Source organism: Sphingobium sufflavum, assembly GCF_021403115.1.
GTDB classification, from domain to species: Bacteria; Pseudomonadota; Alphaproteobacteria; order Sphingomonadales; family Sphingomonadaceae; genus Sphingobium; species Sphingobium sufflavum.
Genome location: NZ_JAJSSH010000004.1, coordinates 209,443 through 222,970 on the forward strand (window position 1 = coordinate 209,443; position 13,528 = coordinate 222,970).

The following is a 13,528-nucleotide window of genomic DNA, read 5'->3' on the forward strand; positions in this document are numbered from 1 at the left end:
TCCCTTAAGGCAGCAACGGTCCCCAGGCGGGGTCAGAACCATCGACGGGCGTCGGGATGCGCCGCTCATTAACGCCGGTCAGGTCGACCTGCCAGATTTCAGACTTGCCGGACCGGCCCTGCGATGTGCGGAAGAATTGCAGAACGCGGCCGTTGGGCGACCAGCTCGGTGCCTCGTCCTGCCAGCCATGCGTCAGGATGCGCTCGCTCTGGCCGGATGGCGTCATGACGCCAACATTGAAACTGCCCAATTTGGTGAAGGCGATCAGGTCGCCGCGCGGCGACCATTCGGGCGTGGCATAGGAACCGCCACCGAAGCTGATACGCTGCTGGCCGGAGCCGTCCACGTTCATCACATAGATTTGCTGCTTGCCGGACCGGTCGCTCTCGAACACGATTTTGCTGCCGTCGGGCGAGAAGCTGCCGCCGACATTGATGCCGGGCGTGTTGGTCAGGCGCACGGGGGTACCACCGCCTGCTGCGGATACCTTGTAGATATTGGTCGTTCCGCCCGACGCCATGGAAAAGAGGATAGTGCGGCCATCGGGCGACCAACGCGGGGCGAAAACCGCATTCTCACTCTCGGTCACCAGTTTTTGCGTGCCGGCGCCAATGTCATAGGCATAGATGCGGACGCGGCGACCGACATAGCTGACATAGACGATGGACTTGTAATCGGGCGAAAAACGCGGGGTCAGCGCAATGGACTGGCCATTGGTGATGAAACGGTGGTTGGCGCCGTCCGAGTCCATGATGGCGAGGCGCTTGACCCGGTTATCCTTGGGGCCGGTTTCGGCGATATAGGCGATACGACTGTCGAAGAAGGGGCTTTCGCCGGTCAACCGGGCATAGATGGCATCGGCGCACTTGTGCGCGGCTCTCCGCCAGTCGCGGGACGGGACGACATAGCCAAGGCGGGTCTGTTCCGTTTTCAGCGACACATCATAGAGATAGCAGCCGACCGTGATGTCAGCGTCTCCGCCCGCCGAGCGGATGAAACCCTGCACCAACGCCTCCGCTCCCATGCCGGACCAGCGGTCATAGGCAGGTGCGGTGACTTCGGGGATGGTGATGGCGCCGACGCCATTGGGACCGGTGGGTTGGAACAGGCCGCTGTTCTTGAGGTCCGACGCAATCACCTCCGCAATGCGTACGCCGAGGGACGCCGTAGAGCCGGCAGGGGTGTTGACGTCCTGCTGTGTCGGCATCGGCGGGATGGCGATGCGGACGGCCTCGTTCGTCTCGTCGGTGACGGAACCGCTGAGACCCTGTTCCGCCTGCGGCGCGGACGCGCTGGCCGGTGGAGCGGTAGGCGCAGGCTGTTGCGCGGACGCTGTCGCAATGGCGAAGGTCAGTGCGAAGGACGCGACGGAGAGGAGCAATCGGGTCATCTCAAAGCCTCTTGTCGAACCGGAAGGCAACGATGTTCTTCCAGCTACTGTAATATTGGAGCGGCAGGTCAAAGGGCGCGGCAGCCCGCACGGCGCGAATCGCGGCCTCCACATGCAATTGTTGCTGCGGGCGATTGGTGTCGGTCTTGCCCGTCTGCTCGACCAGTTCGGGGCCGGAAGCGAGGCTGCCATCTTCATTGAGACGCCAGCGCAGAATGGTGACGAGCTGGTCGGCATCCGCACCCGTCGGAGCCTTCCACCGTGGTTTCAACTGGCGGCTGATCTCATTGTTGAGGGCACGCTTCTCCGCCTCGCCCAGCGGCGCGGCGGCCGCTTTGGTCGGCGGCGCGGGCGTATCGTCCGCGACGCCAGCCAGAAAATTGGGACCGAGGCGCGAACCGCGAGGCTTCTCCGCCTTGCCGCTGCCCGATGCGGCGGATTTGCTGTCCGGCTTGGCCGTGGACGACGCTGACGGCTTAGACACAGCAGTCGATTTGGACGGTGTGGCCGATGGCTTCGCCGCGGGTTTCGCAGGCGTCGGCCTAGCAGATGTGGGCTTGGCCGGCGCAGGCTTGGCCGGAGCCTTGCGCACATCAGGCGTCGGCACGACAGGCTTGGGCGGTCTCGGGCGCGGTTCGGGCTTTTTGGCGGGCGCGTCCTTTGCCGGACGGGGTGCTGGCTTGGGCTGCGGCACGGGTTTCGGCACCGGCTTCGGCTCGGATTTTGGTTCTGGCTTCTGCTGGGGCTGTACCTTTGTCGCGGGCAACGAGGGTGGCGCGGGCTGGGGTTTGGCGACAGGTTCCGGATCTGGCGCAGGTGCGGCATCCTCCACCGGGCCGAGCTCCGGGGCCTGCGCGCTGGACGGGGCAGCGGGCGAACGGGTGCTGCTGGTGAGCGCAATATCGTCCACCAGGCTCACGTCGATCGTGTCCTGCTTTGTCGGAGGCACGTTCGGCCGCTCCAACAGGCTGAACGACAACAGCGCCAGAAGCAGCACATGTCCGGCTCCGGCAGCCGACAACCCTATTTTTTCGCTGCGATCCACCAGATATGCCTATTGTGCGCTTTCTGAACTGGCGCTGACCCCGCCATCGACCTGTGTGACGACATTCTTGCCGTCGCCACCGCTTTGCGCCGTGCTGACCAGCGCCACACGGTCGAGGCCCGCCCGGTTGAGTTCACCCATGACCAGCATCACCCGCTCATAATCCAACCCGCCGTCCGCGCGCAGGAAGAGCTGGGCGTCGGGCGCCATCCGTACCTTGAGCGCGGCGAGGCGGTCGGGCAGGTCGGCGTCATTCACCGGCTCGTCATCCATGTAGACGACGCCTGATGCGTCGATGGACAGGACAGTGGGCTTGCTGTCCTGATCAAGCGCGCCAGCGCGATTTTCCGGCAGGCGGACGGGCACGCCCGTCACCAGCAAAGGGGCGGTGACCATGAAGATGATGAGCAACACCAGCATGACATCGACCAGCGGCGTCACGTTGATCTCAGCCATGGGCGCGCGGCGGCCGCCCCGGCGGCGGGACGGAGGTGCCCCGATCATTCCTCCAGCTCCCGGCTGAAGGTCGTGTACAGCCGGTCGGCAAAGCGCATCAGCCGCGCTTCCAGCCGGTTCACGCCATGGCTGAAGCGGTTATAGGCGATGACGGCGGGAATGGCGGCGAACAGGCCGATGGCGGTAGCGAACAGCGCCTCCGCAATGCCCGGCGCGACGACCGCAAGGCTGGTATTCTGTTCGCCCGCGATCGCGGTAAAACTGCGCATGATGCCCCAGACGGTGCCGAAGAGGCCAACGAACGGGGATACGCTGCCAATGGTGGCGAGGATGTTGAGACGGTCGGCGATCCGGTCGACGGCCGTCGCGACGGCCGAGCTCATGCCCGTGGACAGGCGGTCGCGCGTGCCCGCGACGTCGATGACGCGCTTGGCGGCGGAGGCCTGCCATTCCTGGATGCCGGCGCTGAGCACCTGCGCGCTGGGCACGTCTTCCTTGCCGCGGTTGCGATAGAATTGCTCGATATCGCCCGCCTGCCAGAAGGCCTTCTCATAATTCTGGCTGGCGCGGCTGGTGCTGCCCAGTTTCAGCCAGATGGCGATGATGACCGCCCAACTGACGACACTGGCGAGGAGCAAACCCAGCATCACCACTTTAACGATGATGTCCGCCTGGAGGAAAAGCGCCACCGGGGACAGGGAAATGGCGGCACCGGACGGGGCGGCGGCGAGGAAGGGAAGGATCATGGTCGGGGGTCTTCTCCAGACGCGAGGCGGTGATAAGCGGAAATCCAGCTGGCGGGCTGGCGTTGCGGACGACCCGTGGCGGACAGGAAGGCGGCTGTCACCGATCCGTCCGTCAACTGGTCCGTCCCGCGCCAGATGCTCTGGTCGATAACGACCGAAGCGGCGCGAATGGTCCGCATCCGGCTGAGGATGACAAGGTCGTCGTCCAGGCTGGCCGGGCGCAGATAGCGCAAGGACAGGTCCGCAATGGCGTAATAGCCGCCGCCGGACGCATGGGTGCCGCGCTGGTCGACGCCTGCCTGACGCAGCATGTCCGACCGCGCCCGCTCCATGAAGCGCAGGTAATTGGCGTGATAGACAACAGCCGACAGGTCCGTGTCCTCGAAATAGACACGGACGGGAAAATGATGCGAACCGCCACGGAAATGGCCGTTCGCAGGAAGGGGGAGGGTTTCACCTGCCATCGCCCATGGGTCTAGCGACCCGCAGACTCCTTGGGAATCCCCAATCGGCGCGGGATCAGGGCTATCGGTCGATGGAACCAGGTGGGACGACCCGGGCCGGGAACAGAAATGGGGACATGATCCTCTCACCAAGGGAAAAGAGCGAGAGGCCATGTCCCCACCTGTCGGGGCCGTCGGGGAAGAGGCTGGTGGGGACCAAAAAGTCCCCTGCCCTGACGGTACCAACCTATTGCGGGCTTATTTCGCACCCATGCGCAGCAGTTCGACCTCGCGGCGCAACTTGTCGAGTTCCAGCTCGTAGATCTTCGAACAGTCGATCCGGTCCGGCTTGCGCCCCAGCGGGATGGTCATGCGGACATAGGCCATCGCTTCCCGGTCGCGATTGTCGCCATAGCTGAAGGCGGTGTTGCGATTGGGCGAGGCAGCCGTGCCGGTCATGCCGACATCCAGATAGGTGCCATTATTGTTCATGCTCTGGCGGCAACGGGTGCCACCGCTCGTCTCGATGCTGTCCTCACCGCCGGAACCGGACGGTGCGGGAGGCAGGTACACGCCACTGGTGCCGCGCTGCTCGCCGTCGGCACCATCAGCGCGATACAACTAGCCGAGACGGCGAGCAGTAAGTTTCGAACAGACGCGGGCATTGATGACAACTCCGGTGGGAGGATTGACCCGTTCCGCGCACAAGCGGAAACGATAGGTTTCGCCGGGCTGGAGGTCGTTGGCGATAATCAGCAGGCGGCGCGACTGGCGCGAACCGAGCCTGTTTTCCGGCGGTAGGATGGTGACGCGCAGTTGCGGGGTCTCGTCATCATTGTCGATCCCGACCGCATAGGCGCGAAACGCCATGCTTTCCTCATAGGGGTTGTAGAGTGTCAGACTGAACGCCTTGCGCGGGCCGTCTATCACGCCCTCATCGGACAGCGGACCAAGGCCTACTGCGCCGGCTGGCGTTGTCATCGCCAGTATGGCGAAAGCGGCGGTAAGCAGATCGGCCTTCATTGCGAACAGGTCGCCGTGGCGCTGATCGTATAGACGCCGGACCGAAAACCGCTGGAATTGCTAGCCCGACCATTGATCGTGACGGTGTCAAGCAACCGGTTCATGGCATAGACATACCCGCTGCTGTCGTAGGCATGGCTGGCTCCACCGGTCGAGGAATAGGCAACCTCCGTCGTCGCGCCACCCGACGAGGGGCCGACCAAAGACGGGCTTGAGAATGAGATGGTCGGGTTGGAGCCGGTCGCAACCACGGTCAGCGAGGCAGGCAAGCCGCCGTTCGTCGTGGAAAGCTGAAGACCGTTGGACGAGATGGCGAGCGAGCCGGGTGTAGAGATGGTCAGCACGCACAGATTGACCACTGTACCGATCAGATTGACCGTCTGGGCCTGGGCACTGCCCGCTCCCATCAGCAGGGCCGGTATGAGGGCATATTTTGCATGTGATAGCCGGAAACTGGCCATGATAACCTCCTACGACCAAAGTCTGATACTTGTCGTGTTAGAGACATCTTAGGTATGCCTTACTAAACGAAACCTTATGGTTTTATGGATTCGAGACTAAGGTCTAATGACTATCCTCATAATTACATGATATTTTCATGATAATCCGCATTTTCCTATCAAACACGCTGGCAAGTTCGAACCACACCTGCGCCGACCGTCCAATATATGGAAACAAGTTGTCGGACAGATTCCGACAGGAGCATCCCGGTGGACCGGATTATTACGCGCCGCCTATGCAGCCCCGTTCCAACCGCCTAGTGCTGTTGGATTAGAGCCAAGAGGGGCGTGCATGGCGTTGGACGAAGGCAGTTTCTGGCGGATCGCGGAGGCGACGCGGATGAGCGTCATCGTCGATGCGGAGGAATATTTCCGCCACGCCCGCACCGCCATGTTGCAGGCGCGCCACCGTATCATGCTGATCGGATGGGACTTCGACGCCCGCATCCGGCTGGTGCATGAACCGCTGGATCCTGCCGAACCCGCGACCGTGGGGGATTTCATCCACTGGCTGGTGGAGCGGACACCGACGCTGGAGGTGCATCTGCTGCGCTGGGACGTCGGCGCGCTCAAGACGCTGGTGCGCGGGTCGAACATTTTCACGCTCGCCAAATGGATGCGCCATCCGCGCATGCACACCAAACTGGACAGCTTTCACCCGACCGGCGGGTCGCATCATCAGAAGATCGTGGTGATCGACGATTGTTTCGCCTTTTGCGGCGGGATCGACATGACCAACGACCGCTGGGACACCCGTTGCCACCGGGATGGCGACGAAGGTCGGATCGAACCCAATGGCAAGCCCTATGGCCCTTGGCATGACGCGACCAGCGCATTGCAGGGTCCGGTGGCGGCAGCACTCGGCGAACTGGGCCGCGAGCGGTGGGAACGCGCGGGTGGAACACCGCTGGAACCGGTCCCGAGCGTTTCCGACTGCTGGCCGGAGGGGCTGGAGGCGGATTTTACCGGCGTGCAGGTGGGCATCGCCCGCACCCGCCCCGACATGCCCGATTGCGCGGAAGTGCGGGAGATAGAGGCGCTGTTCGTCGAACAGATCGGCCGGGCGAAACGGAATATCTATGCCGAGAGCCAATATTTCGCATCGCGCAAGATAGCGGAGGCCATCGCCGCCCGGCTAGGCGAGGTGGAGGGGCCGGAAATCGTCATCATCAACCCGCTGACCGCACAGGGGTGGCTGGAGCCGGTCGCCATGGATACGGCGCGAGCGCGATTGTTCTCGGCGTTGAAGCATCGGGACAAATATGACCGGCTGCGGATATATCATCCGTTCACGGCGGGCGGTGAGCCAATCTATGTCCATGCCAAGGTGATGATCGTGGACGAGCGCATCCTGCGCATCGGGTCGGCCAATATGAACAACCGCTCCATGGGTCTCGACACGGAATGTGACGTGACGATCGACGCGGGCGATGAAGGGGAGGCAGCGGTGCGCGCCATCCGCGACGGGCTGATCGCGGAGCATCTGGATGTGACACCCGATACAATCATGCGGGAGATAGAAGCGCGTGCTTCCCTGATAGAGACAATCGAAGCCTTGCGCGGGAGCGGCCGGTCACTACGCCCTTATCAAATCCCCGACCTGAGCGAAGTCGAGAAATGGCTGGCGGATAATGAAGTGCTGGACCCCGAAAGCCCTTCGGAAATGTTCGAAGCCACGACACGCAAGGGACTGCTGCGACGATTGCCGTGGCATAAAGGCTAACAGCGCAGTTTATCCTCCACCGCGCGCGCGATGAAATCGACCACGCTGGCGAATTGCCGGCCCGCGCTCTGGCTGGCCTTGCGGGAGGCAAAGAAGATGTCGAGCGTCAGAGCGGGATCGGCGACGGGCCACCCACGCAGGCTTCCCTGCCTCACCTCCTGGCCCACATAGCTGTCGGGCAACAGCGCATAGCCCATGCCCGACTGCACCAGATCCTTGATGAGCCGTGCCGAGTCTGCCTCAAATCGCACGTCCAGTCTGGCCTGCCAGTGGGACGCGGCATCGTTGATCGCCGCGCGAACGCCCAGATGGTGCGACGGTACGATCAGGGGCAGGCGTAACGCTTCCACCGCCTGCACAGTCGCCCCGGCGGGACCATCCCCCTCAACTGCTCCGATCAGGGTGAAGGGGAGAGACAACAGCTTCTGTTCAACCAGCAGGTCATTGCGGGAGGTTTCCTCCAATATCGCAAAGTCGATCATGCCCCGGCCCAGCCAGTCGATCAGCCCCCCGGTCGGCCCCTCGACCAGCCGAAAACGGATATCGGGAAAGGCCGCGTGCAGTTCCATCGCCAGCGGCCGGGCGAGCAGATCGGCTAGACTGGGCGGCAAACCCAAAGCCAGATTGGCCTGTGCGCCCGACCGTCCCGTCCTGATCCCCTGTATCGCCAGTTCCAGTTCGCGCAACGGCCCAGCCACTGACGCGCGCAGATGCTCGCCCTCTACGGTCAGGCGCATGCCGCGCGCGGTCCGGTCGAACAGTGCAACGCCCAGTTCCTCCTCCAGCAGGCGCATCTGCCGGCTGAGCGCGGACTGCGCCACCCGCACCATCCCCGCCGCCTTGGTCAGCGAACCATCCTCAGCGATGCGGATAAAATAGCTGAGCCGCCTGATCTCCATCCGACCTCATTCCTGCAGACTATCCAATTTCGATATACCTTCATGCCGAAAATTGAAATGGAAGCATAGCTGATGATCCTGCATCATCGCGCCATCAAATAAGACGAGCGGGAGCAGCGTGTGAGCATTTTGGAAAAATATGGCCCGTGGGCGCTGATCGCGGGAGCGTCCGAGGGAACAGGCGCGGCCTTTGCCCACCGCCTCGCCGCCGAGGGGTTGAAGCTGATACTGATTGCCCGGCGTCAGGCCCCACTGGAAGAACTGGCGGCACAATTGCGAACCGCGTACGGCACCGAATGCGTCACCGCTTCCATCAACCTTGCCGCACCGGACGCCATCGAAAAAATCGCGGCGGCAAGCGAGGGGCGCGAAGTCGGCCTGTACATCAGCAACGCGGGCGGCGATCCCAATGGCACCGCCTTCTTCAAGACCGACATCAGGGCGTGGATCGATCTCGTCGCCCGCAACGTAGTGACGGTCATGCAGGCTTCGCACCTGCTGGGCGCCCCCATGCGGAAACGCGGTCGCGGCGGCATCATCCTCGTCGGATCGGGCGCCTGCTATGGCGGCGCATCGGGACTTGGCGTCTATTCGGGCAGCAAGGCGTTCGACCTGTGCTTTGGTGAGGGGCTGTGGGCGGAACTGCGCGGCCATGGCGTCCATGTGCTGAACCTGATCCTGGGCCGCACCGACACACCGGAATTCCGCCGCCACTGCGCCGCACGGGGCGTGCCCGTCCCCTCCGGCCTCGCCAGTGCGGAGGATGTGGCGCGCGTAGGACTGGAACGGTTGCCGCATGGTCCGGTGCACAACTGGGGACTGGAGGATGACGAACAAGGCCGCATGCTGCAATCCGCCGCCACACGCCGCAATCGCATCCTGGCCATGGAAGCGGCGATGGCCGACCTGAAGATCGCGAAATGAGCCGCACGCCCCTCCACGACCGACAGGCGATCACGGACCTGATCCACGTCTATTGCCGCTCCGTCGACCGACTCGACGTGCCGCTGGGACATGGCATCTGGCATGAGGATGCGACCGCCGACTATGGCGCCAGCTTCTATCAGGGACCCGGCAAAGCCGTGATCGACAAGATTTGCGACTCTCATCGCGGCCTGCTCGCCCATTCGCACCAGATCGCCAATATCCTCGTCACGCTCGACGGCGACCGGGCGGGCAGCGAGGCCTATTGCACGGCGACCCTCCGCATGCAGCGGGACGAAGCGGTGATGCAGATGAGCGTGTGGAGCCGCTACGTCGACCGCTGGTCCTTTCGCGAGGGGCGCTGGGGCCTCGACCATCGCATCGCCATCCGCGACTTTGACGAGGTCCGTACCGTGACGCCAATGAGCCAGCCCGACATGGGTAGCCGCGACGCCAGCGACCCATCCTACGGCATATTTGCGCCGGGCAACTGACAGGATCGTTCCGATGAAAGCAGCCTTCATTCAAAATGGCACGGTACATGTCGGCGACATGCCCGATCCCGTCCCCGGCAAGGGGCAGGCACTGGTCCGCACGCACAGTTGCGGCATGTGCGCGTCGGAGGCGCATTTCCTGCACAGCGGCGAAACCATCGTCGCTTTGTCCAAAGTGCATGGCGGCCCCTATGCGGGGCTGGACGTCAGCCGCCCCTTCATCCCCGGTCATGAATATGTCGGTGAGGTGATCGATTATGGCCCCGGCAGCCGGCGCACGGTCAAGGCGGGCCGCAAGGTCACGTCTATCCCGATCATGCGCCAGTCGGGTGCCCATGCCATCGTCGGCTTCAGCCATGACTGCCCCGGCGGTTTTGGCGAATATATGCTTTTGGACGAGGATATGATGCTGGAGGTGCCGGGCGACCTTGACGACGATCTGGCCGCCATGACGGAACCGCTTGCCGTAGGGCTGGAGCATGCCCGGCGTGGACGGCCGGACAAGGACGACATTACGCTGGTCCTTGGCTGCGGCGCCATTGGGCTAGGCGTGATCGCCGGACTGAAACTGATGGGCATCGCGCCGATCATCGCGGCGGATTTCCACGAGGATCGCCGGGCGCTGGCCATCGCGATGGGGGCGAACATCGTGGTCGACCCGCGCGACCTCTCGCCCTATGGGCCGTTGCCGGATCTCGGCAACCGGCGTGCAAATCTCGTCTATGAATGTGTCGGCCTGCCCGGCCTGCTGCAACAGATCATCACCGGCGTCGGCTTTGGCGCACGCATCGTGATGGGCGGCTATTGCATGGAACCGGAGCAGTTGCTGGTCTTCGCCGCGCAGAACAAGCGGCTGAACATCCAGTTCGCGGCGGGCGAGGAACCGCAGGACATGGAACTGGCCCTGCGCGCCATCGCGGACGGGCGGATCGACGTGCGCCCCTGGCTGGGCGAACGCATCGGTCTGGAGAAGGTGGACGCGGCGATGCGCGCCATGTCGGGACCGGGCGCCCCGGTGCGGACGGTGGTCGATCCGCGCACGCTGTGACTTCCCCCTCTCAGCGACCGGGATGACGGGCAATGCCGGGGCCAGGGGATGCCATGAGGCCGATCTATTGCAGATATTTGCTGATCCGCCGCACCGCCTCCTGCGCCAACGGAGAATGGGCGCGGCCGCGCAGCTTGGCCATATAGATGGTGGTCGGCGGCAGAGGCAGCCCCTCGACCCGAATCTCCCGCAGGCTGCCATCCGCCAGTTGCGGCGCTACGAAAGCATTGGAGCAGATGCAGACCAGATCGCTCTCCAGCACCGCATCGCGCAGGATATGATAATTGTCGCAGGTCAGCTGGGCGGAACTGAAATGCTCGTCCACGATGGGCGGATCGACCGAACTGGCCCAAGGATAGATGGCGAGATCGCGCAGAGTCAGGCCCTCCCGCCCTGCCAGAGGATGGTCACGTCGCACCACGCAGGACGCGACAATCGCGCCGACCGGCTCCACCTCGATTTCCGTTATCGGCTCGATATGGCTCTCCGGGTAGAAGAACAGCTCGATCTCGTCATTCCGTAATGCGTCGAGCAGGTCTGGACCGGGGCGGATCATCACCGACAGGCGGGCCGCGGTGTCCGACGTGAACAGTTCGCCCGCGAAACGGGCGAGGATCTGGCTGGCAAGCAGCGGCGCAAGACCGAATTGCAACCGCCCCGCCTTGCCCGATCCGAACAGGCGCAGGTTGCTGTCGAACACCCGCAGGCTCTGGAGCAGCGGCCCCGCCTGCGCCACGACCTGCGAACCTGCCGCGGTCAGCGCCACGCCATGGCCCATGCGACTGAATATCTGGAAGCCGTAGCGATCCTCAATCCCCGCGATGCTGCGGCTCAGCGCTGGCTGGCTGATGTTCAGTTCGACGGCAGCGCGGGAGAAGCTGCCGGTTCGCGCGACCGTCACCAATTGTTGCAATTTGCCGATCGACAGATCCATACTAAAATCACATAGCCTTAAACGATATTTGCATTAGACAGCATGACCCGGCCCATTACCAGCGGGCATTGAAACTGGAGAGAACGGGCCGCGATTTCCCGCGCCCGCATCCCTCCGCCAGCATTGGGAGGAGAAGCCCATGAGTGACGAATCTTCCGCCGCGATCAGCGCTGTGCGGCGCGACTGGGCTGCCGATCATCGGCTGAGCTATTTGCGTTCCGGCGGGGCGGAGGGGCATATCATGGACCTGACCCCCGTGGGCGGGCGCAGCTTCGCGACGCATTGCATGATCAAATATGTAGGCCGCAAGAGCGGCAACATCTTCATCACCCCGCTGTGCTACGCCGATATAGGCGGCGAAGTGGTGATCTGCGCGTCCAAGGGCGGAGCGGACCATCACCCCGCATGGTATCTAAACCTGATCGGCAACGAGACGGTCGAGTTTCAGATCGCGACCCAGGCCTTCAAGGGCAGCTGGCGCGAGCCGGAAGGCGCGGAGCGGGAGAAGGTCTGGCAATTCTTCATCGACTGCCACCCTTTCTATGCCAACTACCAGGCATCGACCGACCGCATCATCCCGCTGGTGATGATGAAGGCGGCAGAGGCCATCCCAGTTTTCCAGGAATCGGACGCGACCGGCATCCGCCAGAGCTAGGACGCCATCCCCTTTTCCTTATCCCATGACCCGGCCCCGCGCCGGGAAAGGACATGCGACAATGACCACCAAGACAACGCTCGACTGCTCCGACATCGACAATTACCTCGGCAAGACGATGGATTTTTCGCCGTTGCGCGAACCCATCGCCAACAATGACATCCGCCGCTGGGCGCATGGCATGCACTATGCCAACCTCCTGCACTACGACCCGAAATTCGCAGCGGAGAGCAAGTTCGGGAAGCTGATCGCGCCGCAGAGCTTTCCCATCGCCACCGACGACGGCCATGGCGCGGCCCCGGCCTGCGTCGGGCGCATCGCGGATTCGCACCTCCTCTTCGGCGGCGACGAATGGTGGTATTATGATGCGCGCGTGTCCGCCGGCGACATCATCAGCAACACCCGCGTCCCCTTTGACTATGTGGTGAAGGAAACCAGCTTCGCTGGGCCGACCTGCTTCCAGCGCGGCGACAATAATTACAGCAACCAGCATGGCGAGCCGGTCGCCAAGCAGCGGTCCACCGCCATCCGCTATCAGGCGCACGCCGGTGGCGACAATGTCAATGTGGACGAGGCCGAAGAGCCGGTCTGGACCGACGACGAGCTGGACGCGCTGGAGGACCGCAAGTTCACTTGGATCAAGGGTCTGCACGACCTGGGCCACAAGGAACGCTGGTGGGACGATGTGACCGTCGGCGACCAGTTGGCCGAGCGCGTCTTTGGCCCGCACAGCATCGCCAGCTTCACGACGGAATGGCGCGCGTTCATCGTCAACACCTGGGGCACGATGGACCTGCGCAAGCAGGATCTGCTGGCGCTGGGATTCACGCCGGAAATGGCGGGTTATGAGAATGACCCGGACATGCAGCTCATTAACCCCTCGCTGACCGATGGCGCCTATTATGGTCCGTCACGCGGGCACCTGTTCCCCAAATATGCCCGCCGCATCGGCATGCCGCGCTCCTATGGCTATGGCGCGTCCATGGGGGCATGGGTTACGGACTATCTGGCCGGATGGGCGGGCGAGCATGGGCGGGTCGTCCACTCCATCGCTAACTATCGCGGCCCCGCGCTGTCGGGCGACGTGACCATCCAGACCGCCGAGGTCGTGGACAAGCTGGTCGACGCGGAGGGCCGTCATCTGGTGCAGGTGAAACACAAGATGACCAACCAAAAGGGTGTTACGCTGTGCACCGGTACGGCGGAGATCGCCCTGCCCAAGAAGGCGGGCTGACCCAGGCACAGGCC

The 13,528-nt window shown here is 63.5% G+C and carries 16 protein-coding genes; 6 read left to right on the plus strand and 10 right to left on the minus strand.

The genetic code is table 11. The features are described from left to right. Positions 1-4: 4 nt before the first annotated feature. From tolB to LWE61_RS08660, 8 genes are all read right to left on the minus strand, one after another. Positions 5-1,390, minus strand: coding sequence for a Tol-Pal system beta propeller repeat protein TolB (gene tolB, locus LWE61_RS08625; RefSeq protein WP_234149649.1), 1,386 nt, complete (start codon positions 1,388-1,390; stop codon positions 5-7). Between the two features lies 1 nt (position 1,391). Then, positions 1,392-1,874 carry a hypothetical protein gene (locus tag LWE61_RS20790; protein WP_326490625.1) on the minus strand — a complete coding sequence of 161 codons (483 nt, stop codon included), beginning with the start codon at positions 1,872-1,874 and terminating at the stop codon, positions 1,392-1,394. A 570-nt stretch (positions 1,875-2,444) separates the two neighbouring features. Further along, positions 2,445-2,939, minus strand: a complete 495-nt coding sequence (locus LWE61_RS08635; protein WP_407696214.1) for an ExbD/TolR family protein — start codon at positions 2,937-2,939, stop codon at positions 2,445-2,447. Continuing rightward, on the minus strand, positions 2,936-3,637 hold the full coding sequence (gene tolQ / locus LWE61_RS08640; RefSeq protein WP_234149652.1) for a protein TolQ: 702 nt from the start codon (positions 3,635-3,637) through the stop codon (positions 2,936-2,938). Before tolQ ends, LWE61_RS08635 begins: the two co-directional genes overlap by 4 nt. Then, positions 3,634-4,101, minus strand: a complete 468-nt coding sequence (locus tag LWE61_RS08645) for a YbgC/FadM family acyl-CoA thioesterase (RefSeq protein ID WP_234149653.1) — start codon at positions 4,099-4,101, stop codon at positions 3,634-3,636. The genes tolQ and LWE61_RS08645 overlap by 4 nt, the downstream gene beginning before the upstream one ends. A 237-nt stretch (positions 4,102-4,338) precedes the next feature. Continuing rightward, on the minus strand, positions 4,339-4,701 hold the full coding sequence (locus tag LWE61_RS08650) for a hypothetical protein (protein ID WP_234149654.1): 363 nt from the start codon (positions 4,699-4,701) through the stop codon (positions 4,339-4,341). Beyond that, a complete protein-coding gene (locus LWE61_RS08655; RefSeq protein WP_234149655.1) occupies positions 4,702-5,103 on the minus strand; it encodes a hypothetical protein in 402 nt (133 codons plus the stop codon). It abuts the gene before it with no gap. Beyond that, the gene (locus LWE61_RS08660; protein ID WP_234149656.1) at positions 5,100-5,564 is read right to left on the minus strand and encodes a hypothetical protein; all 465 of its coding nucleotides are present in this window, start codon (positions 5,562-5,564) and stop codon (positions 5,100-5,102) included. Before LWE61_RS08660 ends, LWE61_RS08655 begins: the two co-directional genes overlap by 4 nt. Before the next feature lie 331 nt (positions 5,565-5,895). Between LWE61_RS08660 and LWE61_RS08665 the strand changes: the two genes are divergently transcribed. Then, on the plus strand, positions 5,896-7,326 hold the full coding sequence (locus tag LWE61_RS08665) for a phospholipase D-like domain-containing protein (protein ID WP_234149657.1): 1,431 nt from the start codon (positions 5,896-5,898) through the stop codon (positions 7,324-7,326). Here LWE61_RS08665 and LWE61_RS08670 read toward each other — a convergent pair. Next, positions 7,323-8,225, minus strand: coding sequence for a LysR family transcriptional regulator (locus tag LWE61_RS08670; RefSeq protein WP_234149658.1), 903 nt, complete (start codon positions 8,223-8,225; stop codon positions 7,323-7,325). The two genes, LWE61_RS08665 and LWE61_RS08670, sit on opposite strands and share 4 nt — an antisense overlap. A 120-nt stretch (positions 8,226-8,345) precedes the next feature. On the opposite strand from LWE61_RS08670, the gene LWE61_RS08675 reads away from it, so the two are divergent. Genes LWE61_RS08675 through LWE61_RS08685 form a run of 3 tightly spaced genes read left to right on the plus strand, consistent with a single transcriptional unit; the run spans position 8,346 to position 10,691 of the window. Then, positions 8,346-9,149: an SDR family NAD(P)-dependent oxidoreductase gene (locus LWE61_RS08675; RefSeq protein ID WP_234149659.1), complete on the plus strand. Its 804-nt coding sequence runs from the start codon at positions 8,346-8,348 to the stop codon at positions 9,147-9,149. Then, on the plus strand, positions 9,146-9,643 hold the full coding sequence (locus LWE61_RS08680; protein WP_234149660.1) for a nuclear transport factor 2 family protein: 498 nt from the start codon (positions 9,146-9,148) through the stop codon (positions 9,641-9,643). The genes LWE61_RS08675 and LWE61_RS08680 overlap by 4 nt, the downstream gene beginning before the upstream one ends. Before the next feature lie 13 nt (positions 9,644-9,656). Continuing rightward, positions 9,657-10,691 (plus strand): zinc-binding dehydrogenase, encoded by a 1,035-nt coding sequence (locus LWE61_RS08685; protein ID WP_234149661.1) that lies wholly within the window; start codon positions 9,657-9,659, stop codon positions 10,689-10,691. A gap of 64 nt (positions 10,692-10,755) precedes the next feature. On the opposite strand, the gene LWE61_RS08690 is transcribed toward LWE61_RS08685, so the two are convergent. Beyond that, positions 10,756-11,625 (minus strand): LysR family transcriptional regulator, encoded by an 870-nt coding sequence (locus tag LWE61_RS08690; protein ID WP_234149662.1) that lies wholly within the window; start codon positions 11,623-11,625, stop codon positions 10,756-10,758. A gap of 139 nt (positions 11,626-11,764) precedes the next feature. Here LWE61_RS08690 and LWE61_RS08695 point away from each other — a divergent pair, with 139 nt between their 5' ends. After that, positions 11,765-12,280 carry a nitroreductase/quinone reductase family protein gene (locus LWE61_RS08695; protein WP_234149663.1) on the plus strand — a complete coding sequence of 172 codons (516 nt, stop codon included), beginning with the start codon at positions 11,765-11,767 and terminating at the stop codon, positions 12,278-12,280. A gap of 61 nt (positions 12,281-12,341) precedes the next feature. Next, positions 12,342-13,514, plus strand: coding sequence for an FAS1-like dehydratase domain-containing protein (locus LWE61_RS08700; protein WP_234149664.1), 1,173 nt, complete (start codon positions 12,342-12,344; stop codon positions 13,512-13,514). Positions 13,515-13,528: the final 14 nt, after the last annotated feature.

Bases quoted from the DNA above. Each gene is read 5' to 3' on its own strand.
- tolB (WP_234149649.1), bottom strand. From the start codon at position 1,390: ATGACCCGATTGCTCCTCTCCGTCGCGTCCTTCGCACTGACCTTCGCC.
- LWE61_RS08635 (WP_407696214.1), bottom strand. From the start codon at position 2,939: ATGATCGGGGCACCTCCGTCCCGCCGCCGGGGCGGCCGCCGCGCGCCC.
- tolQ (WP_234149652.1), bottom strand. From the start codon at position 3,637: ATGATCCTTCCCTTCCTCGCCGCCGCCCCGTCCGGTGCCGCCATTTCC.
- LWE61_RS08645 (WP_234149653.1), bottom strand. From the start codon at position 4,101: ATGGCAGGTGAAACCCTCCCCCTTCCTGCGAACGGCCATTTCCGTGGC.
- LWE61_RS08655 (WP_234149655.1), bottom strand. From the start codon at position 5,103: ATGAAGGCCGATCTGCTTACCGCCGCTTTCGCCATACTGGCGATGACA.
- LWE61_RS08660 (WP_234149656.1), bottom strand. From the start codon at position 5,564: ATGGCCAGTTTCCGGCTATCACATGCAAAATATGCCCTCATACCGGCC.
- LWE61_RS08665 (WP_234149657.1), top strand. From the start codon at position 5,896: ATGGCGTTGGACGAAGGCAGTTTCTGGCGGATCGCGGAGGCGACGCGG.
- LWE61_RS08670 (WP_234149658.1), bottom strand. From the start codon at position 8,225: ATGGAGATCAGGCGGCTCAGCTATTTTATCCGCATCGCTGAGGATGGT.
- LWE61_RS08680 (WP_234149660.1), top strand. From the start codon at position 9,146: ATGAGCCGCACGCCCCTCCACGACCGACAGGCGATCACGGACCTGATC.
- LWE61_RS08685 (WP_234149661.1), top strand. From the start codon at position 9,657: ATGAAAGCAGCCTTCATTCAAAATGGCACGGTACATGTCGGCGACATG.
- LWE61_RS08690 (WP_234149662.1), bottom strand. From the start codon at position 11,625: ATGGATCTGTCGATCGGCAAATTGCAACAATTGGTGACGGTCGCGCGA.
- LWE61_RS08695 (WP_234149663.1), top strand. From the start codon at position 11,765: ATGAGTGACGAATCTTCCGCCGCGATCAGCGCTGTGCGGCGCGACTGG.
- LWE61_RS08700 (WP_234149664.1), top strand. From the start codon at position 12,342: ATGACCACCAAGACAACGCTCGACTGCTCCGACATCGACAATTACCTC.